Annotated in this window: 14 protein-coding genes; 5 read left to right on the forward strand and 9 right to left on the reverse strand. The window is 41.6% G+C overall.

Features of this window, described 5'->3' with window-relative positions; all coding sequences use genetic code 11:
• The first annotated feature begins 308 nt into the window (after positions 1-308).
• Positions 309-2,000: a T9SS type A sorting domain-containing protein gene (locus R9C00_03195; protein ID WPO36448.1), complete on the forward strand. Its 1,692-nt coding sequence runs from the start codon at positions 309-311 to the stop codon at positions 1,998-2,000.
• Between the two features lie 183 nt (positions 2,001-2,183).
• Here R9C00_03195 and R9C00_03200 read toward each other — a convergent pair whose 3' ends face one another.
• Entirely contained in the window at positions 2,184-2,702 is a 519-nt protein-coding gene (locus R9C00_03200; GenBank protein ID WPO36449.1) for an SRPBCC family protein, read from the reverse strand.
• A 278-nt stretch (positions 2,703-2,980) separates the two neighbouring features.
• Here R9C00_03200 and R9C00_03205 point away from each other — a divergent pair, with 278 nt between their 5' ends.
• The 3 genes from R9C00_03205 (at position 2,981) to R9C00_03215 (ending at position 6,186) form a co-directional block, all read left to right on the forward strand.
• Positions 2,981-3,589 (forward strand): HAD-IB family hydrolase, encoded by a 609-nt coding sequence (locus R9C00_03205; GenBank protein WPO36450.1) that lies wholly within the window; start codon positions 2,981-2,983, stop codon positions 3,587-3,589.
• Positions 3,590-3,647: 58 nt separating this feature from the next.
• Positions 3,648-4,310, forward strand: a complete 663-nt coding sequence (locus R9C00_03210) for a hypothetical protein (protein ID WPO36451.1) — start codon at positions 3,648-3,650, stop codon at positions 4,308-4,310.
• Between the two features lie 316 nt (positions 4,311-4,626).
• Positions 4,627-6,186 (forward strand): trypsin-like peptidase domain-containing protein, encoded by a 1,560-nt coding sequence (locus tag R9C00_03215; GenBank protein ID WPO36452.1) that lies wholly within the window; start codon positions 4,627-4,629, stop codon positions 6,184-6,186.
• 85 nt (positions 6,187-6,271) lie between these two features.
• Here the strand turns inward: R9C00_03215 and R9C00_03220 are convergent, their stop codons facing one another.
• The 7 genes from R9C00_03220 to R9C00_03250 all read right to left on the reverse strand — a co-directional run bounded on the left by R9C00_03220 (position 6,272) and on the right by R9C00_03250 (position 21,564).
• Positions 6,272-8,728: an ABC transporter permease gene (locus R9C00_03220; GenBank protein ID WPO36453.1), complete on the reverse strand. Its 2,457-nt coding sequence runs from the start codon at positions 8,726-8,728 to the stop codon at positions 6,272-6,274.
• Between the two features lie 240 nt (positions 8,729-8,968).
• Positions 8,969-10,297 (reverse strand): vanadium-dependent haloperoxidase, encoded by a 1,329-nt coding sequence (locus R9C00_03225; protein WPO36454.1) that lies wholly within the window; start codon positions 10,295-10,297, stop codon positions 8,969-8,971.
• 36 nt (positions 10,298-10,333) lie between these two features.
• The gene (locus tag R9C00_03230) at positions 10,334-13,744 is read right to left on the reverse strand and encodes a VCBS repeat-containing protein (protein WPO36455.1); all 3,411 of its coding nucleotides are present in this window, start codon (positions 13,742-13,744) and stop codon (positions 10,334-10,336) included.
• A gap of 226 nt (positions 13,745-13,970) precedes the next feature.
• The gene (locus R9C00_03235) at positions 13,971-15,821 is read right to left on the reverse strand and encodes a RagB/SusD family nutrient uptake outer membrane protein (GenBank protein ID WPO36456.1); all 1,851 of its coding nucleotides are present in this window, start codon (positions 15,819-15,821) and stop codon (positions 13,971-13,973) included.
• Between the two features lie 12 nt (positions 15,822-15,833).
• Positions 15,834-19,313 (reverse strand): SusC/RagA family TonB-linked outer membrane protein, encoded by a 3,480-nt coding sequence (locus R9C00_03240; GenBank protein ID WPO36457.1) that lies wholly within the window; start codon positions 19,311-19,313, stop codon positions 15,834-15,836.
• Positions 19,314-19,450: 137 nt separating this feature from the next.
• Entirely contained in the window at positions 19,451-20,473 is a 1,023-nt protein-coding gene (locus R9C00_03245; protein WPO36458.1) for a FecR family protein, read from the reverse strand.
• A gap of 407 nt (positions 20,474-20,880) precedes the next feature.
• Complete coding sequence (locus R9C00_03250) at positions 20,881-21,564, reverse strand: sigma-70 family RNA polymerase sigma factor (GenBank protein WPO36459.1); 684 nt, start codon at positions 21,562-21,564, stop codon at positions 20,881-20,883.
• A gap of 360 nt (positions 21,565-21,924) precedes the next feature.
• Between R9C00_03250 and R9C00_03255 the strand changes: the two genes are divergently transcribed.
• A complete protein-coding gene (locus R9C00_03255; protein ID WPO36460.1) occupies positions 21,925-22,584 on the forward strand; it encodes a hypothetical protein in 660 nt (219 codons plus the stop codon).
• Here the strand turns inward: R9C00_03255 and bioD are convergent.
• Entirely contained in the window at positions 22,578-23,228 is a 651-nt protein-coding gene (gene bioD / locus R9C00_03260) for a dethiobiotin synthase (protein WPO36461.1), read from the reverse strand. The two genes, R9C00_03255 and bioD, sit on opposite strands and share 7 nt — an antisense overlap.
• Between the last annotated feature and the right edge of the window lie 31 nt (positions 23,229-23,259).

The raw sequence follows: 23,259 nt of genomic DNA on the forward strand, positions 1-23,259 counted from the left end.
AAGCAGTAGCCAAATCCGCTATTGGAAACCAAAGCTTTAGCGTGAAAGCATTGATGTGTTGGTTTTTGCCTGCCTACTTGTTTGTCTCTGTTAAGATTAAAACTGGTACATGGTCTTGCGAGGTGGTAGCAAGCCTCGTCTTTTTGTACGATAGGTCATTAACCTGGAGCAGTTGCATACTTTTTACTATTTTGGAGTGTCATTCTTTTAGAAAACGGGCAAAAGCTCATTTTTCCTTTGTATCGTCTTTTTAAGCAAAACTCTCCTCTTCTTTACTTAGAGAGAGTCTTTAAAAACTAAACAGCACAATGGATTTGAAAAAAATATGTCTCCTTGTTCTTTTGACAGTTTCAATGGTCTCAGCGGTATTTGGTCAGATAGAAGAAGGAGGAATTCCCTTGGGATTTAATTTGCCTTTAGAAGAAGTTGAAGTGTTTGAGGTTCCTCTTGTTAGTATTTTTTCAGCCCAGCGGGTTTCTGTCGAAGAGCAGCAGCTAGCTTCCATTGGCGAGGTGTATGAAGTAGGGGCGAGGCCTGAAAAAGATGGGAAATGGACTGACTTGCCCAATGGCAATCGACTTTGGCAATTCCAGTTGGAGCTTCCTGGCGCAGAAGCATTAGGTTTGTATTTCAGGGATTTTTACCTTCCAGAGGGAGCAAAGCTTTTTATTTATAATAAGGAAAAAACAATGGTGTTGGGAGCATTTACCTCTGCCAATAACCAGCCAACAGGGTTGTTTTCCACCCGACTTTTGGTAGGCGAAGCTGCCATAATAGAATATTACGAACCAGCAGCTGTTTCTGGTGAAGGTCATTTTGAAATAGCGGAAGCGGGCTATGTGCGGAAAGGAAATGGGATTGTACAGCCAGAATCGGCAGGAGAGCAGGTAACTGCGGCAGGTTCTTGCAATGTAAACGTGGAGTGCGAGGAAGGCGAATTTTATAGTCAAGTAAAATCTTCTGTTGTGAGGATTTTGGTGCGGTTGGGAAACCAGATTGGTTGGTGCTCCGGGGTGATTGTAAATAATACGAACAATGATCTCACTCCTTATGTCCTCACGGCTCAGCATTGTGGGCTCAATAGCTTTTCAGGTTTTCTTACCGAAAGCTCAGATTTTGCCCAATGGATATTTTATTTCAACTACGAATCTCCTATTTGCACGGGTGTTTTTTCTCCTAACGATATCGAAATAAAAACGATGGTGGGGGCAACTCCCGTTTCGGAAAGTGACGATGAAGGTGGGGATTCTGGCTCTGACTTTTTGCTTTTGCAGTTGAACGAGAGTATTCCGCAAGACTATAAGCCTGTATTTGCCGGTTGGGACCGAACAGAAAGAGTGGCGAGTAGTGGTGCAAGTATCCATCACCCCGATGGAGATGTGAAGAAAATCTCTACATTTAAAACTACGCTGACCTCTAGCCAATTTACCAATGATGTACTAGACACCCATTGGAGAGTAATTTGGACTGAAACAGCCAACGGACATGGAATCACCGAGGGCGGTTCTTCGGGTGCGCCTTTGTTCAACGAAGATGTGATGGTGATAGGAACGCTTTCGGGAGGAAACTCATCCTGCTCCGACTTAGATAGAGCCGACATTTATGGGAAATTTTCTTACCACTGGGACCAAAATGGAACTGCCTCAAATCGTTCCCTAGGCAACTGGCTTGACCCTACCAACACGGGGGTAGAAAAACTGAGGGCTATTAATTACGAAGGAAAAATAGTTACAGATTTGACGGATGAAAAGCCTGTAGTGAAACTTAAAGTGTATCCCAACCCTGCAAGTAGTGGTAATTTTAAGATAGAAACGGATCAGATAGGGGCTTTACAAGTTCAACTGTTTAATATCTCTGGAAAGGTGGTTTATTCATATTCCGAAACTGCTTTTGCAGGTGGTGAAGTTCCTGTTTCGCTTCCCGATCTTTCTGCGGGAATATATTTACTGAAGTTGGAAAGTAAAGATAAGGTAGGCACAGCTAAAATAGTGTTGGAATAAGACTTGGGAACCAGTGGCTTATAAAAAATCCTCTAGAAAAATTCTAGAGGATTTTGGCAACAATTAAACCAAATAATTAGAAGAATAAGCATCAACTCATGAAGTTTAGTTTATTAAAGTATGAAAGAAACCTTTTTCAACTTTAGGCTGAACTGAGCCTAAGTCGTATATCTTTTTTGGTGCTTATTCCACTGTTTTTTTCAAATTATTCAACCCTTTTTGGAATTCCGTACCTATCATTCCGTCTAAAAAAAGACCGAAAACCCTTCCCATTGGGTAACCGAGTTTTCCATCATTTGCCCAAGTAACCCTTGTCCCATTAGCACTTTCTTCAAAAGTCCATGTCCCGTCCGATTCAGTCATTTGAGGATCCACAAACTTCAAATGCGTTTTCATTTCTTTGTGTGGTGTAATTTCTTTTATAGTGAGACTTCCCACACCCACAACTTCACCTTCCCACGACATTTTTGAGCCTACTCCGTTACCGCTGTACTCATATTTTGCCTCCAGATCGGCGGCTCTGTACGGGCTCCAAGCGTCCCAGTTGTGCAAGTCGACCACATGTGGGAAAATCTCGGAAGCAGGCTTGTTGATCTCGATACTTCTCTCTACGTGGTATTCTGAGGGCAAAACAGCAGCTATTACCAATATGGCTATGGCAAGGGCAGCTACAATTCCGAAAATGATTTTTAAAGCTTTCATGGGTTTAAAATTTTAGATTAACATAAATTACGCTGAGAAGTCAGTTGGTTAGTGCTTTTTTTAATTGATGATGCTGTAAAGATGGCTTCTGAGGCCGTAAACTATTTACGGGCTAAAAAAAATGCCTATTTTTTTATTTTCTATAAAGAAAAACATCGTACTTAAAAGTAGCAGAGCTGTGTAAGACGCTTTATTTTTTTACATTTACAAGTAGCCTAGTTTTTTACGTGGCTATTGCTCTCCAAAAAACATTGACCAACTAACTCTTTACCTTAATTGTGAAACCTGCTATTGCATTTTTCGACTTTGATGGTACTATCACCACTAAAGATTCCTTTATCGAATTTATCAAATACTACAGAGGAAAACCGCGGTTTTATCTGGGTTTTCTGCTCCTCTCACCAGTTTTAGTTCTCTTCAAACTGAAGCTTATTGCCAATTGGAAAGCCAAGGAAATGGTCATGAGGTACTTTTTTGGCGGAAGTGATGAGACCGATTTCCAACAAGCTTGCGATGAATTTGGCGAGAAAATAATCCCGCAGCTTGTTCGCTCAAGGGCTTTGGAAAAAATAAAACAACATCAACAGGATGAGACCCGGGTAGTGTTGGTTTCCGCTTCTGCCGAAAATTGGCTGAGCTTCTGGTGCAAACAGCAAAAAATAGAATGCTTTGCCTCTAGGTTGGAAGTAGCAAATGGGAAAATTACCGGAAAGCTAGTAGGCAAAAATTGCTATGGACCCGAAAAAGTGGCTAGAATTAGACAAAAGATAAAAATTTCAGAATACAAAACGGTCTACGCCTATGGCGATAGCAGCGGGGATAAAGAGATGCTTGCTCTTGCCAAATACAAATTTTACCGTCCGTTTAGGCGTGAAGAATTGCAATAAAATTGACAAAAAGTTGGAGAGCTACGTTATGAAGTCACCAATTTAAATGTATACAGAAATGAAAAAGATAGCAATATTTTCCATTTTATTCACACTTTTGACCTTGTCAGTTTTTGCCCAAGGGTCATTTTACGATGACATGGATGGCAATTCTCATGGCTGGTACAGCACCACAGATCTGAACAAAACACATTTTTCCTCAAGCTCCATGTGGATTAATATTGGTGTGGACTCTGACAAGAATTATAATGGTATGCTTTGCGGTAGAAGTTTCGACCAATACAGCGATTTCACATTTGAAAGTACTCAAAGGCTACATTCGGGGTCAGTTGGCAATGGCATTATCTGGAACTACAGCGACAACCAGAATTATATGAAATTTTTGATTACCGACCGAGACCAAGGATATAGCGTGTGGGAAGTGGTAAATGGAAAAAGTACGGCGCTTATTCCATGGTCAACGAATACAAGTATCAACAAGGGCTTTAAAACCAATACTATTAAAGTAAAAAAGACTGGGAGTGTTACGCGCTTTTATGTAAATGGAACAGAAGTAGGTAGCAAAAATATAAGGTATAAGGGTTCGAAAGCTGGTATTTTTTTGGGTACAAATGTAAACGTAAAACTTCAGGTGGAGGACTTTAGGTACAGTTTAGGTAGAAGTGGACAGAGCATGCCAGTAAATGAAGAAGATAATGGAGGCAAGCCTAGCGGAAGGTAGGCTTCCGCCCATTTTAACATTGTAAAGCCAAGCCCACATGAGCAAAGGTTAGTTCATGTGGGTTTGGCTTTTATTTTTATTACTATCAAATAGAAACCCTATGTTTCTCCATAAAAAAACAATTATATCTTAACATATTTAAATTTTTCAAGTATGATTTAGGGGTTTGTATTTTGATAAATACATTTGTGTGAGTTGTTTTTAGATTACGTCGTTTATTACCACTACCTACGAACCTAATTTATAAAAGGTGGGCTTTTGCCCATTCCTAATTACGATTTTTTATCAAACATTAATAAATAAACTTCCTTCAGCTATGAAAAACAGATTATTGAACGTGATGTACATCGGGGTGCTATTATTTGCGTCTTCATGTGCATCAATATTAAATCCTAAAAATCAGAATGTTACAATTTATACATCTTCTGAAAGCACATTGTATGTAGATAATGGAAAGCTACCCCAGCTTAAGTCACAAAAAGTAAAACTAGCAAGAGATGCGAATGCTAGGCAAATCAAGGTTGAACGAGAAGGGTACAAGCCTGAATATGATGTAATGTTCCAAAAAAGGAAGTCATTTCTATATGGAATTTCATGGATACCATTTGGGGTGGTTTACTTGATCCCTCCATTGCTAGACCATGGTCCCAAGTCTAGGAACTACGATAAAGAAGTGGCTTTTAATTGCAAACAAAAACTTCCAGTAAAAATGGAAGACGATAAGTACTTGTTTTTATCTAAAACCTCTTTCGATATCCAGGAAAAAAACATAAAAATATCTAGTTACAGGCATCTTAAACGAAACGGGACATCAAAATTCAAAGAAGAAATTTCCAATGTTGAAGACCTAAAAATAGACAATACTATTTTTACCGAAACTTTTAACAAGGTTCTGGAAGATCAAGGTTTTTCTAACGAGGATAAGTCAATCTTAAAAAGCAAGACAAATACTATGTACTTGAGCGGTAAGGTCGATCAAGTGGATTTTAAGCTTCATGATGTAGCCAATTACGGAGCGATGGATCCTACTTTTTTAGTTACCGAGGTCAGCATTCAAGTCGAATTGGCTGATGTTTATGGTGTGGTGAAAAATTCAAAAAGAATCACTGCCTCATCAGGAAGGTTTTCTGCAGATATAATGGGGTTTGGTGAAGTTGCAGAAAGCCGTTATAAAAAATTACTAATAAAGTCGCTCGAGGATGCCATCGTGAGCGCATTTATCAACTTTATGAACCACGGTGACGTGAAGGAATTGATGAAGGTTGAAAAGATGAAAAACTCGGTTGAGCTTAATGCTCTTAACGTATCTTCTTTGTCCAAAAGGCACGCAAACAACCTTGGAGAAGCCCAAAAAGCAACTGTAATTATCCAGACGGAAGAAGGACATGGTAGCGGTTGCGTTATCAGTAACAATGGACATATAATCACTAATTACCACGTATTTGCTGGGCAGGACGAGTCAGAAATTACGGTTCTTGTAAATGACAGTTCTTATAAAGCGGAAATATTAAGAGTGAGTGAAGATCATGATGTTGCATTATTGAAAGTATCAAGTGAATTGCGTCATAGTTTTGATATCACAACTTTCGCGAAGTACACTGTTGGGCAAGATATTTTTGCCATAGGTACTCCTCAAACCATAGAGCTAGGGCAGACCCTATCGAAGGGGATTATTTCAGGGCTTAGAGAAAAGGAAGGTGCTTCGTTGATCCAAACTGATGTAAGCGTAAACGCAGGGAATAGCGGTGGTCCTTTGGTGAACAAAGAAGGGGAGATCATCGGGATAGTTACCTCAAAGCTGTCAGGGTTTGGTGTTGAAGGTATCTCTTTTTGTATTCCTATGGAAAAAGCGATGCAATACTTAAAGCTTGAGTAAACCATTTAGGGTTTTGATACTAACTTAAGGATTATGATTTCAGAGGCAAGCCCAGCAGAAAACTGGGGCTTGCCTCTGTTGTTTTTTACTCATCCCTCAGGCAATCTATAGGGTTGATGAGTGCCGATCGGATGGATTGATAGCTAATGGTGAACCATATAATAAGTAGAGCCACTGAACCTGAAATAAGGAAAACTCCTGCTCCAATGTCAATTCGGTAAATGAAATCTTCTAGCCAACTGTCCATCATGTAGAAAGCAAAAGGAACGGCTAGTACAAAAGCGATAAGGTAGAGCCAAGTAAACTCTTTCACCATCATCAAAATTATTTTGGTGACAGATGCGCCCAATACTTTCCTTACCCCAATTTCCTTTTCTCGTTGGCGGGCGGTAAAGAGCATAAGCCCATAAGAGCCAAGGCAAGACACCAAAATCGCCATGGCGGCAAAAATGCTGATGATCTTTCCTAAGCGCTGTTCCGATTGGTAGCTTTCTACCAAGTTTTCGTCCAAAAAGCTGTATTCATATGCCTTTTCGGGGAAGTGTTTTCTCCATGTTTTTTCCAAATAAGCCAAGGCTTCGGGGACTGAAGCACCTGCGGCTATTTTTACGGTAAAAGCAGTGAAAAAGCGAGGGTTTACATCTATCAGTAGCGCATCTATTGCCATTTGGAGCGGGAGGTAGTGGAAATCTTTTACCACGCCTATCACTGTTCCTTCTTTTCCTTCTAAGGTTACCTTTTTGCCCAAGGCCTCTTCTTCCGAGCCCCAGTCAAACACATTTATAGCTGTTTGATTAATTATGAATGCATTTTGATGGTCGGTACCTGCATTTTTATCAAAATCCCTTCCTGCGGCTAGTTCAATATCGAAGGTGCTGAGGAAATCATAATCTACCGAGTAAGAGGCTACAAAGGTAATTTCATCTTCTAGTTTTCCCTCAGGCTTGGTCATGCGGGAAACACTGCCAAAGCCAGGAGTATTGTTAGAAAGAGTAACCGCTTCGAGCTGCGGATTTTGCAAAAGTTCTTCTTCAAAAGCATTGGCACGCGAACGAAGTTGCCCGTTTACCCCACCAAACACATTGTTCATGTTTTGGCTGAAAAGCGGCACATTTACCATCAGTTCTTGTTGAAAGCCCATAGGTCTGTCCATCATAAAATTGAGCTGTTGGAAAATGATGATTGATCCAGAAATAAGGGCAATGGAAGTTGCAAATTGAAGCGTAACCAGTACTTGCCTAAAGCCAAATCGCCTGTTCACCTTTGCCGAAACCTTGCCCTTGAGCGTGGTCAAAACCTTGATTTGGGTAATGTAAAAAGCAGGGTAGCTTCCGCCTAAAAAAGCGGCTGTAATCAATAGCATTCCAAAGGTAAGTAAGGTGTCCCATTCGAGGATCATGCCCATGTTCAGTTGCCTATCGGTGAGCAAATTTAGTTCGGGAAGCCCAAAAGAAACTAGCACTAAAGCAAGTACAAAAGCGACGAGGCAGACCAACAGCGACTCTCCCAAAAACTGCAAGAAAAGCTGTTTTTTTCTTGCGCCAAGCACTTTTCTCATCCCAACTTCCTTCGCCCTTTTTACCGACTGTGCCGTTGAAATATTCACAAAGTTGATGATAGCGATTATGAGCGTTACGATGGCGATAGCGGCAAAAATATACACATATTGGATGTCGCCCTGCGGCTCGGGCTGTAAGTACGCCTCTGAGTGCAGGTGAACTTTTCCGAGGTGCTCTAGCGAGAATTTTTGCCCCAGTCTGAGTTGCTCGGGGGCATGTTTGTCAACCAAATCGTTCATGCCAGCATAAAGCCCCGTGGTATCGGCATTTTCCTTGAGCAGCACGTAAGCGTGCGAGTGGGAAATCACCCAGTTTTGTGAAAGGTTTTGCTTCATCCGAGCCGCCCCTTCTTCCCCTTCTAGGTGGAACATGTTTTCGTAGGGAAGCAAGAGGTTCATGTGGAAATGGCTATTGGTAGGAAAGTCTTTGAACACTCCAGCTATTTTAAAAGAAAAGTCTCCTCGGAGGTAAAGTGTTTGCCCTACAGGGTCGGCATCGCTGAAGTATTTTTGTGCTATTTCCTCGTTTATCATCAAGGTAAATGGCGTTTTTAGCATATTATCTAAGCTACCCGAAATCACCTCCAAGTCGAATATTTTACCAAACTTCTCATCGGCAAAAAAGACCCTTTCTTCCTCAAACTCCTGATCGTCTTGCCCTGCTACTTTAGAAGGGACTTTTACGCTCACGTTTCTGCGAAAAACTCTAGAAGTAGCCTCTATTTGTGGAAGAGTTTCTTCCATGAGTGGGGCAAGCGTGATGGGCAGCTGGGCGAAATCTGCACCATTTGTCGCATGGTAGATAATGCGATACATTCTATCAAACTTGCTCTGGTGCTTGTCGAAGCTCAGTTCGTGTTTCACAAAAAGGAAAATGAGCAGGCAGCAGGCTAGCCCTACTCCAAGCCCCACCACATTGATCAAGGTAAAAACCTTGTTGCGGAAAAGGTTGCGGTAAGCGATCAGTAGGTAGTTTTTGAACATTTTCTTGGTAAGTTGAATGACACTAGAATGAATACCATTCAACTTAAAAAGTTTGGAAGAAACAAACTACCTAATTTATATGAGCTGTAAAAGAGTTGGATGAACGGGGCGGCTTATGTAGGCAAAAGAAGAATGGGAGTAGCGCACAATAAGATAGGCTTCTCTACAAAAACGTGAAAATAAAAAAAGCACAGAAAATGTCTGCGCTTTTGATGAAGTTGGTATTTGTGAAACAAGTATTTACATGACTTCTTTTCCTTCGATGCTTTTGATTACCCACCTGCCAACATTTATTCCCTGTTTTATCCCGTTTTCATTGGCGTCTCGGTAGTGGATACCCCCGTAAAGGCGAGAAACAGCAGCTTCTTGGGCTGCGTCCATAAACGAAGGAAATGTTCTGTCAGCCAATCCATATGCCCTTTCAGTTGTATCTATGAATTTGAAATTATCACCAAAGTAAAAGGTGAGGATTTGCCCCGCCGAGCCCGAAACGGTCGAATGCCCACTGGTATATTCGGGGAAGGGCGGGGTTTGCAACAATGGCTCCCAAGTAGGGTCGATGTACTTCCGAATGGCTGTTTCGGGACGAATTCGGTTGCTGCGGTATTTTTCATCCCAGCAGGAAAGAAAAGCATCCATTAGCCCGATGGACAAGACCGCATGGATTTTCATTGTTTCGTGGAAATCTTTGTTGGCTGTTTCACAAGCTATTCCTGTAATGCCCATCCAGTGCGCGCCCGGAGATATTTTTTTGAGGGCAACCATGAGGTGACCTGTGGTTTGCATGGCAAAAGGGTTGCAATCCCAAAAAGAGGCGATGGTGCGGGTTTCTTCTGTTCTTCCCCTTCCTTCTTTGTACACCTCCTCTAGCATTTTAAAAAAAGGTGAATCGGGGTCTTCGCTGAATGGGGCAGGGGGCTCAGGTTTGAACTGGGGAACAGAGTCAAGGGTCAAAGGTCTAAGTGTATTGAAGTGCGGTTCTACTGCCCCAAAGTAAGCTGGAGGGGTTGGGTACCAGTAGCCTTTTCCCTCCTTGGGCGTGTATTTGGGTAGGCTGGTGGTTTTGTTGTACCTGTCGGTTGCGGCATAGCTCAACACTTGTTGGCTAATGGCTTTGGCATACTTTTCAGAATTTTCCACCACGCTTTGCGAATAGCCTGCCTGCAAGCAAGAATCTAAAAATGCTTTTTTGTATTCTTCTAGCATCACCCCCGAAGGCTGCAACTTCATGGCAGTTTCTACCATGGCCAAAACGGCACTGAGCGAGGAAGAATAGCCGCCTACTTCTGTTTTTTTTATGTTGGGAAAACCGTTCAAATGTGCCTCAAAACTAGCGTATTTGCTATCGTTTTGGGCAATTACCTCGTAGCCAGAAATACAGGTGTAGGCAAAGAAACGTGCCGCAAGTGGCGGATTGGTCACATCATGAACCATGATTTCCGTTACCTTGGTAATAGTCCTGCTAATGTCCTCATTGCTCAGCGATAAGTCACTTTCCTGCACTTTTTGGCAGCCAAAGAGTGAAAATAGGCAAGAGGTGAAAAGAATATAAGTTAGAAATTTCTTCATAGTATAAGAGATGGTGAATTGAAAAAACAAGTCCGTTTAGTTACTGGCAACGCTTGTTGGGTTATTAGTTCCTGTTTTCGAATAAGCTTTTATTTCAGATTGGTTGATGCCGAAAAGTAGTATTTCGTTTAGTTTGATCACACTTCTGACATCACCTGAAAGACGGAAACCAGATCGATGTTGGGGAACGTAAGAGAAGTTTCCATTAGCATCGCCTTTTAGCAGCGTACCGAAGTTTGCATCGGTTTTGCCAAACCGTAGGCGAGCTTGGTTAGTATTTCCGCAGAGCAAGAGGTCTTGTATTCCATCTGCATCGTAGTCCAGCACGGTGATGGAATGAATAGGGGAATATTGCACTTGGCTGGGCAAGGTTTTTTGCTCAAATTTCCCGCCTTTTTTTCCTTGGAAATAGACCGTGTTCAGCTCATTTATTTCGAGGTGTTTTGCTCCCTTTAGTTCCTCTTCAGAAAAGATGTCACCTATTTGGGCATCGGCGTAGCTATCGTAGTTTTGGAAGCGGCTTCTAAGCTTGGTGATTTGCTCTAAAAGCTCGTCGCGGGTAACAGAAGGGTAGCTTTTTCCCTGGATGTAGAAGCAGAAAATAGGGTCGATAGCCCCGTTGTTATCAAAATCCTTGTAATACAATTCTCCGGGTTGTTCGTCGCTCACTTGACATTGTGAGTTTAGCCCAAAGTTTCCAGCTACTATGTCGAGAATGCCATCGTTGTTGAGGTCTTCAACCAAAAGTTTATTCCACCAACCGCTGTAGTTTTTATTGAAAAAGTCGCTTGTTTTTTCCTCCAATTTACCATCGGAATTGGCAAATACCTGAATCGGCATCCAGTTTCCTGCTAGTATCAACTCTTCCTTGCCATCAGCATTCAAATCTGCCCAAGTAGCATCTGTTACCATGCCAGCTTGCGCTAGGGCAGGGGCTACTTCGTCGGTTTTTATTTCAAAAGTTCCTTTGCCAGTGTTCATCAAAATATAGGAAGCGGGAGTCTCAGGATACTCACCGGGGATTACTTTGCTTCCTACAAAAAGGTCTTGGAAACCATCTTTGTTGATATCGGAAGCGGCAACGCAGCTGGAACTGGTAAGCATTTGGGGCAAAGCAGCAGCTATTTCAAAAGAGCCGTTGCCTTTGTTGAGGTAAAACCGATCTTGCAACGCTTCGTCTGTTGGGTAGAAATTGTTGTATCCTCCGCTGCAAACGTACAAGTCTTGAAAACCATCGTTATTGGCATCGAAGAAAAGGGCATTTATATCTTCGCTTTTGCTGTTTTCTTCAAAAACACCTACGCTGCTTGCTTGGAATTTCCCATTGCTAAGCTGGACAAACAATTGGCTTGCCTGCCCTTCGCTTCCTCCAACAAACACATCTGCCAGCCCATCGTTATTCACATCTCCTTTCACCAAACACGGCCCGTCGAACGATTGTGGGTTCACTATAAGCGGTTGTCTTTTAAAATCGTTGACCGCATTTTTTTTATGTTGGAAAGAAATAGGGGAAGCTTCTTTCTGGAACATAGATTTTTCCACCGTCATTCGACTTGCTTTAGGTTGGGCTTCGGTTTCCTTCAGCGCAATGGTTTGGTCGGGCTGGAGGTTGGTCAACGTCTGCGATTTTTCACTTGGCCAATCTATTCTGACTGAGTCGATTTTAGCTGTTTTTCCCAAGCCAAAGTGCAGCACGGGCGATACGCTTGACTGGAAACCTCTGGTTGGCATTTGCTCAAGAAACTGCTTTTTCCCATTGCTGTACACCGTCACTTTTGCCCCAAGCCCAAAGGTGTTTTGCCCTTCTCCCTCAAGTTTTAGTTGTAGAAAATGGTTGTTTTTAGCTTCGTTGCTGTGGTTTTGGTACACAAAAGCCGCCTTGTTGATATTGCTGATCACCAAGTCGAGGTCGCCATCGTTGTCCAAGTCCGAATACACTGCACCCGTGCTGTTTGCAACCTCGCCCAAGCCCCACTCTCTTTGTTTGTTTTGGAACTTTAGTTCGTTGTTATTTTGGTAGATATAGTTGGAAACATTAGAGGCAGGAATTTTTTGAACCAATTCCAACACATCTTCCCTTTTGAGTTTTCCTTGTTTTGAATGGGTGAAATTTCCCATGTATTTTAGGAAGTCCATGTTGGTATAGTCGCGGACGTATCCGTTGGTGATGAAGAGGTCTTTCCAGCCGTCGTTGTCATAGTCGGCAAAGAGGGCAGACCAGCTCCAATCGGTGTTTGATATTCCTGCAAACTGACCTATTTCACTGAATTTCGGTTGTTCTCCCGTAAGGTTTCCATTATTTATTTGGAGCATATTTCTCATGTACTGGTAGTGAAAACCGACTTTCAGGTTCAGGTTGAAAAGTTCGTAATTGTCGGGTGCAAAGAGCAGCTTTTGTCTGCGGTTGCTTTCGGGCAACATATCGAGGGTGAGGAGGTCGATTAGTCCATCATTGTTCACATCGGCAATATCGTTGCCCATAGAAAAGTGGGAAGTATGCTCGAAAGAGCTGCTAAGTTGGTTGGTAAATGTGCCGTCGTGATTGTTGAGGTACAGATAGTCCGGAATAGAATAATCATTGCCCACGTAAATATCTTGCCAGCCATCGTTGTTGAAATCGGCTATGCCAATGCCCAGCCCGTAGGAAAGGGAGGCACTCACGATTCCCGCTTTTTGCGTGATATCTTCAAATGTTGGTTGAGCGCCTTGGGCAGCGGTGTTTTCGAAGAGCCTTGAACCGTAGATAGGGTCATCTTTTTTGAGGTGCTCCGCAGTGGTGACTTCATCGAGTACGGGTAGGGGAAATGGGCTATGGTTAAGCAAGAATAAATCGAGGTCGCCGTCTTTGTCAAAGTCGAAAAATGCTGCTTGCGTACTTGTAGCAGGGCTGTTTAGTCCATATTCTCTCGCTTTTTCTTCAAAATGAGGTATTCCTTCTGCGTCTGGTCCTTGGTTGATATATAGCTCGTTGGTTCTGCTCTTAGGTTGCACATTTCCCGAATAGCAGATATAAATATCCAACAGGCCATCTCCGTTTACATCGGCCATAGTTACCCCTGTTTTCCACCCTCCTTTTCGACCTTTAATTCCAGCAGTAGCTGAAATGTCTTTGAAACTAAGCCCACCTAGGTTGAGGTAGAGGGCATTGTCTACCATATTTCCTGAAAACATCAGGTCATCGAGCCCATCGTTGTTCAGGTCTCCTGCTGCAACCCCCGCTCCATTGTAGAAATATTCGTACATCACCACGTTGGTGTTGAGCCCTTCTTTCAGTTGGTTGGCAAAGGTGATGTTGGTTTTGGATTGGGGAAGAAGCTCAAAAAGTGTTGGTCCGCTGGGGGGAGCTTCCTTTTTTTCAGTAGTGCAACTTTGCAACAGCAATAAAAGGGTGAAAATACCCAAAAGTTGGGCGATAGGTCGGGGAATGAAGGTGTAAAGTTGTGCCATTGAAATTTTGTATAGGGTTATGTAGCTATGCTCCCGATAAGCTCGGGATAAAAAATGAATTTAGTCAGGGTAGTTGGATAATTGTTGTGGTAATTAATTGGATTTGAGTCGGTTGAGGTAAATAACCTGTGTGTAGTGGTAAGTGAGGGGATTTGTGAAGTTTTTGTAGTATAAAAACATCTATCCCCTAAATGGGGATAGATGTGATGTAGTATGAGTATGCTGTTTATTCGCTTCCAAAGCCTGGGTTTTGCACCAGTTGTGGGTTTCTGTTTAGCTCGTCTCGTTGGAGAGGGACAAAATACATTTTGTCTTCCCAGACCCGAACCTCGTTGGCAAGTTCGGTAGGAGTGTAGGTATAGTCGTAGTCTTCTTTGCTATACTTATAAATTTCTACCTGTTTTCCTGATTTCAGCTTTCCTTCTATCACCAAACCAACCGCAGGTCTGTGCAAAGTAGGCCCAATTATCCATCTTCTTCCATCGAAAAAGCGGTGGTCTTCGTAGGCAAGCTCTACTCTTCTTTCGTTTCTGTATCGTTCTTTAAGTGCATCTCCCGACTCGGTTATGTCAGGCATGGCAGCCCTTTTCCTAATCTGGTTCAATACCGTTTTTGCTTCGTTATCCTGACCTAGTTCTATACAAGCTTCTGCATAGTTTAGGAGAATTTCGGTGTATCGGAAGAATGGATAAGGAACTTCTTGCCTTTCTCCACTGCCGTTGAAACGCTTGTCGTAAAATTTCTTTACATAATAACCAGAGCGAGTCCCGTTCCAGTCCTCAATAGGCGATTGCCTTGTATCGAGTCCGTAGTGAGGGATCACTGCATTGGTATTTGGGTCCCATTTTTCATAAGTTCCTGTTTGAATTTGGTTGTAAGGATCTCTTGAAGCTACGTCGCTTGGTCTTTCTCTCCAGTCTGCACCATCATATAAAACAGTAGAGTAGAAACGAGGGTCTCTATCTTCGAAAGGAGCGGCAGCGTGATCAGGGTTGTCCCAGTCAAATTTGCTTCCATCCATCATTTCAAAGTCATCTACCAAGGTTTGGAGAGGTACGTTTCCTGCCCAGTTGTGGTAACCGTTTGGCCCGTTATTTAGATGGTACCTGTCGCCTCGTTCGTTTTTATCACCTATCCAATACCTGCTCCAAATAGTCTCACTATTGTCATCCATGAACATATTGTACAAGTTTTCAGCAGCTTCTTCTTGCGAGGTAGGGTCTGGAAACGCTAAGCTTAAACCAAGGTTCATTACTTCCATAGCCGCATTTTTAGCTGCCGTCCATCTTGCGGTTCTGTCCCCAGAAGTGTAGCCAAGCAATTCTTTGTTTGAAAAGCCGCCAATCAAGGTAGATTTACTCGATGCAGTAGGCATATCGTGTAGGTCACTTGCTGCATACAACAATACCTCCGATTTCATAGCCAAAGCCGCTGCGTAATTTGTCCTTCCCTTGTCCATTGTTTTGCCTTTGAGGTTGGTAGCGGCAGCATCCAAATCGCTTAAGATAAAGTTGATAGACTCTTCATAGGTATTTCTAGCAATAGAATAGTCGTCAGCTCCAAGCTTATACGTTTCGGAAATAAGCGGTACACCACCATAGTTTTTGACTAGCCCGTGGTAAAACCAAGCTCTCATGAAATGCACTTCTCCCATAAGCCTTTTTGTATCGGCTTCGTCTTTTAGTGGAGATTCTGCTACATTTTCAAAAAAGTTGTTACATGCCCTGATGTATTTGTACATCTCTGGCCAAGAAAACATCCATTTCTCTGTTTCGGTAAAGTGGGAAGACTGGTCGTTTACGTTGGCCTGCGGTACTTGACTAATAGCCCTGCCGTGGATAAACATGGCCTCGTCTGTCATGGAAGCAATCATTTCTTCATGAAAGCCGCCATCATATACACCTCTGTAAATATCGTTTACATATGCTTCCAACAAAGCTGGATCCGTCCAAACATCTGATTGGGAAACTTCATCTAAAGGCTTGGTATTCAAAAACTCATCATTACAAGAATGTAAGCCTAATGAAATGATGAATAGCAACCCTATTTTATATATGTTTTTTAATGTTTTTTTCATCTTTTATCAATTTTAGAATGAAAGATTTAATCCCATACTCAATACCCTAGCCTGAGGATAGTACCTGCCATTGCCGTTTATAGCTTCAGGGTCGTACACATCTAAACCATCCCAAGTAAGTAGGTTTAATCCATTGGCATATACTCTCAGGTTGGATATTTTTGCCTTGCTCAAAATATGGCTTGGTATGTTGTAGCCTATTTCCATATTTTTCAACCTTACATAGTCGGTTGACCTGAGGAAATAATCATTTTCACTAGACCAGTATTGATCATCTCTGTTGTCTAGGCGAGGGTGGGTTGAGCTTGGGTTGTCTGGCGACCATCTGTTGTTATACCTTTCAAGTGTGTAGTTGCCAATTTCTCCCGACTCTGTTTTTACCCAGATCTGTGCGCCGGCAGAACCTTGGAACAAGATTGAGAAGTCAAAGTTTTTCCACATTACAGAGGCATTCAATCCTCCTTGGAAAGTAGGAACATTGTTTTTGTCGATTCTTACACGGTCATCAGCATCTATAATTCCATTACCATCATAATCGACATATTTCATGTCACCTGGTCTTAGGTTGTTGGAAATAGCGTTGTAGTCCAAGTTTTCCGCATCGATTTCAGCTTGGGTAGCAAATACGCCATCGTTTAGATAGTACAACCCCGTGTTGATAGGGTGTCCGGTGGACTGCTGCCATTCTGGCGCACCTGGTGCCTCGTCCCAGAAGAGGATCTTATTTTTGGCATAGCTACCATTCGCACTGATCTTATAGGTAAACTCACCGCTTTGTTTATTGAAGCCTACCATGAAATCGAACCCTTTGTTTTGAAGTTCGCCTATGTTTTCAGCAGGAAGGCTTAACCCGGTAGTTTGAGGTATGGAAGCATTTCGTATCCAAGGAATCTGTGTTCTTTTGTTGTTGAAATAGTCAGCCTCGAAAGTGAATAACCCATCTAGTAACTCTCCTTCTATACCAATATTGGAGTTACGGGCAATCTCCCATGTAATTTGATCATTAGGTACTCTAGTCTCATACAATGATTTGGCTACTTCATCATTCAAAATATAGCTATCGAAACCATAAGTAGCATAATATTGGTATTCCAAATAATCATCATCATACCAAATTTGGTCGTTACCCATTTCTCCGTACGAACCTCTTATTTTTAAGTAGGATACAGCGCCTATGTTATCTTGCCAGAAATCCTCTTCAGAAATGGTCCAGCCTGCCAACACACCTGGGAAGAAACCGTAGCGAGTATTTTCTGGGAAGTTGTAAGAACCGTCATATCTCCACATAAACTCGAGAAGGTATTTTTCTTTGTAGTTGTAATTTACTCTTCCAAAATAGCTCATTCGGGCACGTTCCCATGCACTGCCTGAATTATCTTTTTCCAAATCTGCACCAGCAAATATTTGGTCAATGGCACTAGATAGGTAGTACCTACGGTAAGCACCAAAGTTTGCATTATTGATGGTCTCTTTTTGCGCACCGACCATTATACCGAATGTATGGTCATCATTAATTGTCTTATCATAAGAAACTATAGACATGAGGTTGATATCAAGTTGCTCTTCAAAACCTTCGTTGAGTTCTGGTTGGAAACCTGGCCCACCACCTCTGATTCCAGCTACTAGCAAAGGAGTAGAACCGTCATCCTCGTAGCTTGTTCCATCCCATGTATATAGGTAGAAAGGAGTACGCCAGCGCTTGGTTTTTCTTAGGTATTTATCAACTGCACCAGTTAATGTGACTTTTAAGCCTTCTACTCCCGGTATATTGATTTTCAACGACCCGTTTGACTGAATATAGTACCTGTCGTCTTGGTCAAAACCCGTATCGTTTGTTGTGATCACGACTGGGTTTTGCCCATTTTCGATATCTGGGCCTGGCAACCCATTTGGCCAATAAGCAGGATCACCTGGCTTACCTCTCATCAGCATCCTGAAAATAGCATCAGCACTTTCTGTAGGGAATTCTCTTCTCTCGTTCCTTCCTACTACGCCAAAGTCCATGCTCACATATTCATTGAATTTTGTATCGAGGTTGAGTCTGAAGTCGTATTGTTTGTAACCCGTTGCAGAATTTTTGTAATAGCCATCTTGGTTTTGGTATCCAATAGAAGCTAAATACTTTACGTTTTCAGTTCCACCATTTACCTGAATGCTATGCTTGGTAAGTGGTGCCCAGTTTTTCATGGTTGCGCCATACCAGTCTGTGTTAGGGTGTCCCCAAGGGTCAGAGCCATTTTGGTATAGTTCAATATCTTCCAAAGTAAATGGATTCCAGCTTACGTCCTGTCCATTTTTATAATTGTTCCATTCGGAATTCCAGTCGTTTTTATTTACGTTTTTGTACAGCCCTAATTCGTTTCTAGCTATTGCATATTGGGTAGCATCCAGTAACTCGGGAAGTTTGGTAGGTTGTTGCCAGCCTTGGTTAAAATTGTACGAGAATTTTGGTTTTCCTGTAGTACCTCTTTTGGTCGTGATAAGGATTACCCCATTTGCCGCCCTAGAGCCATAAATAGCCGCTGCTGCATCTTTCAAAACAGAAACGCTCTCGATATCCTGTGGGTTAAGGCGGTCAAGGCCACCAGCCCTGCCCGGTACACCATCTATTACTACAAGAGCATCTGTATTACCAAGCGTGTTCGTGCCTCTAATCCTGATGGCAGAACCATCATAACCAGGCTCACCGCTCGATTGGCTGGTGAAAACACCGGGCAGCCTACCAGCAAATGCATTTGATAAGTTGGTAGTTGGCACACGCTCTATTTCCTCACCGCTCACACTCGTTACCGATCCTGTAACAGTTTCCTTCTTCTGAGTACCATAACCTACTACCACTACTTCATCTAATTGCTCCAGATCAGAGGCTAGAGTTACGTTAATCTCTGTTTGGCTTCCCACATCTATATCTTGGGGAATAAAGCCTATATAGCTAAACCTTAACTTGGTTCCAGAAGGAATTTCTAGTGAGTATTTTCCATCTATATCTGTGGTAGTACCCGTAGTAGTGCCTACTATCAATATACTCACACCCGGTAGAGGCTGTCCATCATCGGACGAGATTACTACACCAGAAACCTTCTGCTGTACCACTTCTATCACCGTGTATGAATCTTGCTCATGCTTGTTTTTTTTGACCGACTTGATATAAATATTGTTGTTTATCCGCTTGAAACCTAAGTTCATTTCGTAGGATAATACCTCTAGCACTTCTGCCAAAGGTTTGTCGTTGCAGCTATAGGTTACTTTCTTCTTTGTGTCAATGACTAAGTGGTTATACGTGAAGTTGAACCCTGTTTTTTTGTGTAAAGTCGATATGACTTCCCCTAAGTGTTGCTTATCAAAGTCAACACTTAACTTCATCTCGTAAATGCTTTTCTGAGACATGCCTTCGTTGGCCAAAAGCATACTCGAGCAAAAAACTTGAATGCACAATGCATAGAGTAAGTATTTAGACATGGTGAATAGTTGTCGTATTATTTTCAATTTCATACCTTTAAATGTTTTGGTTAAAATACTGTTTTGCCAGAATAGCACTCCATTGTTTGCCCTGTGTACAATCCCCATTGTGAAGGCTTCATTGGAGTGTTTTTTCTTTTTTAGCTCGAATTAAAAAGATTTCTCATTTTCTAGTTTACGATTATGGTGTTACCTACTATTTTGAAATTCATATTTTCGGAGAAATGAAGACCGTTCATTACGTTGTTAAGAGTCTCGTTTTCAAATATCCCACTGTACAGGCCCTTGTACTGCTTTTTGCAAATAAACTTGACACCATACCAGTTCTCTAGTTCTGATATGGTTTCAGTGAAGTTCAATTTTTTAATGATTAGAATCCCATCTTTCCAAGCAGTTACCTCGAAGGGATCAAAGTGGGTTTTAGTCGCATTGCCATTGTTCAAATTGAGCCTTTCATTAGGGTGTAGCCTATAAGAGCTGTCATTTTCTTTTACCTCTACTTTGCCCGTCACTAAGGCTATATCAAAAGCTTTGGAAGTTTCATCATAAGTTACATTAAAGGATGTACCCAGTACTTTGGTGCAGTAATCACCAGTTTTGATGATAAAGGGTTTGTTAGGCATTTTGGCTATATCAAAGAAGGCTTCTCCTTTAATTACTTTCATGAACCTTATAGAGTCGCCAAATACTTTGGGAAAGGATATTTCGGTATTGGAGTTGAGTTTTACCTTGCTGCCGTCAGATAGGGTGAGTGTGAGTTTTTGTCCAGCTACCGTCTTTTTTGTAATTATCTCTAAGGGGATTTTTTTTTCAACTACAACAGGGTCATCGTTGAGTTTATTCAATACAGCAAGAGATAGCCCCGCAACTAACAATATCAGAAGCGAAGCTGCCATTTTCCTAAATGGGAAGTTGGTTTTTTGGGGTGTTGGAATTATCTTACTCTTCTTCTTTGAGCTTTCCAATATATTGGCAATCATCTTGTTCCTGTCGTCTTCCTCAAGCACATATTCCTCATCATACGCCAAGGAGCGTATAAAATGGATTGCAGCCGTTACGTCCTTTTTTTTCTGAGGGTTATTGGCTATCCAATGTTGCCAAAACCGATCGCTCTCCTCATCGGGGTCTTTTGCCCATTTGATGAAAAACTCATCGGTAATAAAGTCCTCCAAGGTGTAATATGTATATTTCATATATGTTTTGCCAAGATTTTACCAAAAGAAAATATCTTTCTTTTTGCTCCTTGTGCTGTTCTTCGGGTTGTTAAAAACTTGTTATTAGATTTAATGTTTTTTTTGACTTGTATGCTTTGATAAGTGTTTGGTATTAATCTCTCTATACAAGTAGATTTCTACGCCGGTAGGTTGTAGAAGTATGTAGTAAAGATTGTTGTTGCATGTAGTTTAGCCTAGCTCTGAAAGCCTGTAGTCGGAAGGCAAGTATTTGTTGCAGGATTCCAAAACTCTTTATTTAATAAGAGTGCCTCTAAAATTGGATGCCCCCTTTTTCAGAAAAAAAATATTGAAAATGATGTTTCGAAAATTTACCACATGGCAAGAAGCAGAACTTTTCGGAAGAGCGGAAGCTTATGAAAGAATGGTTAAAATAAGATGGAATAAAGAGCAGAAAGCGGTGAAACCATCTTGCTTTTTGTTTCTTTAACTGATGCTTTTAAGCTGGCAATTGCCTTATAAATCAATTTTCTGGCAGACTTTGTGAGTTTTAACTCCATAATGTAGGCTATCTCTTCATATGAGAACCCTTCTATGTAGTAAAGGGTAATTGCTTCTCGCTGTTTTTTAGAAAGCTGTTTTAACCCAGAATTGATCAGCGCTTTTTTTTCTTTGGTGAGCTGGTCTTCTATAATTTTCATTTCTTGCGGAAGGGATATTCCAAATTCAACTCCTTCAGCCAATGTTGTTGTAGATTTTTTTGACAAGGATTTCTTTTTCCTAAAAACCTCCCTTTGCAATGCTTTCAATAGATAAGCCCTGCCCGATACCACAGGCTTGATATTTTTCTGGTACTTTATAAGTTGGATAAATACATCTTGAATGCAATCTTTTACCAATTCGGGGTCTCGGCAAAGTTGGCATCCGTAGTTGAATAGCCAATCAATATTTCTTTGGTAAATAAAGTTGATTGCCTCAGCTTTGCCGTTGCAGAAATCTTCCCAAAATTCATTTCCATGCAAAGATGGATTGTTTTTTTTTGCCTCAGGATTAGGTGGAAGTGCATATAGAGAGACCTCCTTAGGCAAATCGCTATGGTTAATCATTTTCATATATTTCTAGTAATTGGTGATTAAGGTAGTAATAGCATTTATAAAATCCTAATAATGAAATATGGCTTTTTTGTGAAAATCTTAATATGTAAAAGGGCAACGTCTATTGGGTATTTATGAAACATGGCGTATAAAGCGTGCCAAAGATATTTAACGCTATGTATTATCTATTTTTGCTTCTGGATAATATTAACTGTTATGAGTTACTGAAGTGGACTTTCGTTGAGGGTTGCTTCAGGATTCCGACCCGGTTTACCGCTGCGCAAGGTCATTCGGGAAATATGATAAGATTTATTATTTGCTTATGAGTAGTAGATGTTTTAATATTTAAGAAAATTGCTTTTAAAGACATTTAAAAAAATGAGATATAGCTATTTTCTACTGTTGTGTTTGCTAACTCTGGCTTCCTGTTCTGGTAACAATAAAAAAGAAGTGCCTGTTGAGGTAAAGGAAGAAGAGGATAATCTCTTGAAACTGGGAGAATATGCAGATAGTTTTCAGTATAAAAATCTCTCTAAGTTTGACATAGACTCTTTGGAGTGGGAGGAAAGACCGAACTATTACACTCGCCTAGATGAAGATGCTTTTAACATGGTTTGGCATGCAGATTCTACTCAGGTATTTTCCGAAAGCCCTAGCCTGAGCAATTATTTTTACTCAACACAAAACAGAAATACCAATTTTAAGGAGATAACTGTTTTGACTCAGTCGGATGGTTGCTGTACCAACCTTTGGTACATGATCTATGACAAAGAAGGCAAGTTCATCGATAAGTTTTCTGTGGCATCGAAAGGTGCAGACGGAAGCTGGTATGCTTATTCTACGGGTAAGTTTATAGATTATAATAATTACATACTTACCTCCGTAAACCACGAGCTTGCCGAGGTGTACGAATGGGATGAGCGGAAAGAGGTTTTTGATTGTGATTCAACCATTACCCAATTTACGATTGGAAAAGATGGGGTGGTAACAGAGAAAAATGTGCTTAGGGAATCTTATAAAAAAGAGGTGGTTCAGTAACTCAACTCCTTTCCATGCATAACTTCCACTCCTTCAAAGTTTGTTTCTACATAGCTTTTGATGAAGGAAAACGACTCGTCGGAAATGGTCGGGTCGGCATCGGGGAGTTGGTTGTAGATGAGGAGCTGAAGGTTGAGCTTGTGGCTTTTGCAGGCGTTGAGGCTGAGGAGGGTGTGGTTGATGCTGCCGAGCTTTGAGGAGCTTACCAAAATGAGCGGATATTGATTTTCCACCAAAAAATCGATGAGGCAATACTGGTCGAAAAGTGGGACAAATAGCCCGCCCGCCCCTTCTACCAAGTTGATTTGGTAGCGGGATGAAAGTTCAGTAATCGCATTTTCCAACTTCTCCTTGCTAATCTTTTTCCCATCGAGCCGAGCGGCTAGGTGTGGTGAAGCTGGGTAGGTGAACACATACGGGTGGGTAAGCCCCGTGGCATCTTCGGGAAAGAGTGTACATTCCATGGTAGAGCGATGTGCCAAAATATCTTCGGCTATGCCTTCGCAACCAGTTTGCACTAGCTTTTGGGTGATAGTGTTTTTTCCATCATTCTTCAGCTTTTTAGCCAACAAACCTGTGATATAGGTCTTCCCACAATCGGTATCAATTCCGCTTATGAAATATGTTTTTTCGTTGAAATTCATGGTTTTAATTCTCTGTTTTGAACCACGGTAT

The sequence above is a fragment of the Flammeovirgaceae bacterium SG7u.111 genome (assembly GCA_034044135.1).
Lineage (GTDB): Bacteria > Bacteroidota > Bacteroidia > Cytophagales > Flammeovirgaceae.

What these genes read in the sequence shown, in the direction of transcription:
- R9C00_03225 (WPO36454.1), bottom strand. Translation starts at nt 10,297, where the DNA reads ATGAAGAAATTTCTAACTTATATTCTTTTCACCTCTTGCCTATTTTCA.
- R9C00_03210 (WPO36451.1), top strand. Translation starts at nt 3,648, where the DNA reads ATGAAAAAGATAGCAATATTTTCCATTTTATTCACACTTTTGACCTTG.
- bioD (WPO36461.1), bottom strand. Translation starts at nt 23,228, where the DNA reads ATGAATTTCAACGAAAAAACATATTTCATAAGCGGAATTGATACCGAT.
- R9C00_03250 (WPO36459.1), bottom strand. Translation starts at nt 21,564, where the DNA reads ATGAAAATGATTAACCATAGCGATTTGCCTAAGGAGGTCTCTCTATAT.
- R9C00_03220 (WPO36453.1), bottom strand. Translation starts at nt 8,728, where the DNA reads ATGTTCAAAAACTACCTACTGATCGCTTACCGCAACCTTTTCCGCAAC.
- R9C00_03245 (WPO36458.1), bottom strand. Translation starts at nt 20,473, where the DNA reads ATGAAATATACATATTACACCTTGGAGGACTTTATTACCGATGAGTTT.
- R9C00_03230 (WPO36455.1), bottom strand. Translation starts at nt 13,744, where the DNA reads ATGGCACAACTTTACACCTTCATTCCCCGACCTATCGCCCAACTTTTG.
- R9C00_03195 (WPO36448.1), top strand. Translation starts at nt 309, where the DNA reads ATGGATTTGAAAAAAATATGTCTCCTTGTTCTTTTGACAGTTTCAATG.
- R9C00_03240 (WPO36457.1), bottom strand. Translation starts at nt 19,313, where the DNA reads ATGAAATTGAAAATAATACGACAACTATTCACCATGTCTAAATACTTA.
- R9C00_03255 (WPO36460.1), top strand. Translation starts at nt 21,925, where the DNA reads ATGAGATATAGCTATTTTCTACTGTTGTGTTTGCTAACTCTGGCTTCC.
- R9C00_03235 (WPO36456.1), bottom strand. Translation starts at nt 15,821, where the DNA reads ATGAAAAAAACATTAAAAAACATATATAAAATAGGGTTGCTATTCATC.
- R9C00_03215 (WPO36452.1), top strand. Translation starts at nt 4,627, where the DNA reads ATGAAAAACAGATTATTGAACGTGATGTACATCGGGGTGCTATTATTT.
- R9C00_03200 (WPO36449.1), bottom strand. Translation starts at nt 2,702, where the DNA reads ATGAAAGCTTTAAAAATCATTTTCGGAATTGTAGCTGCCCTTGCCATA.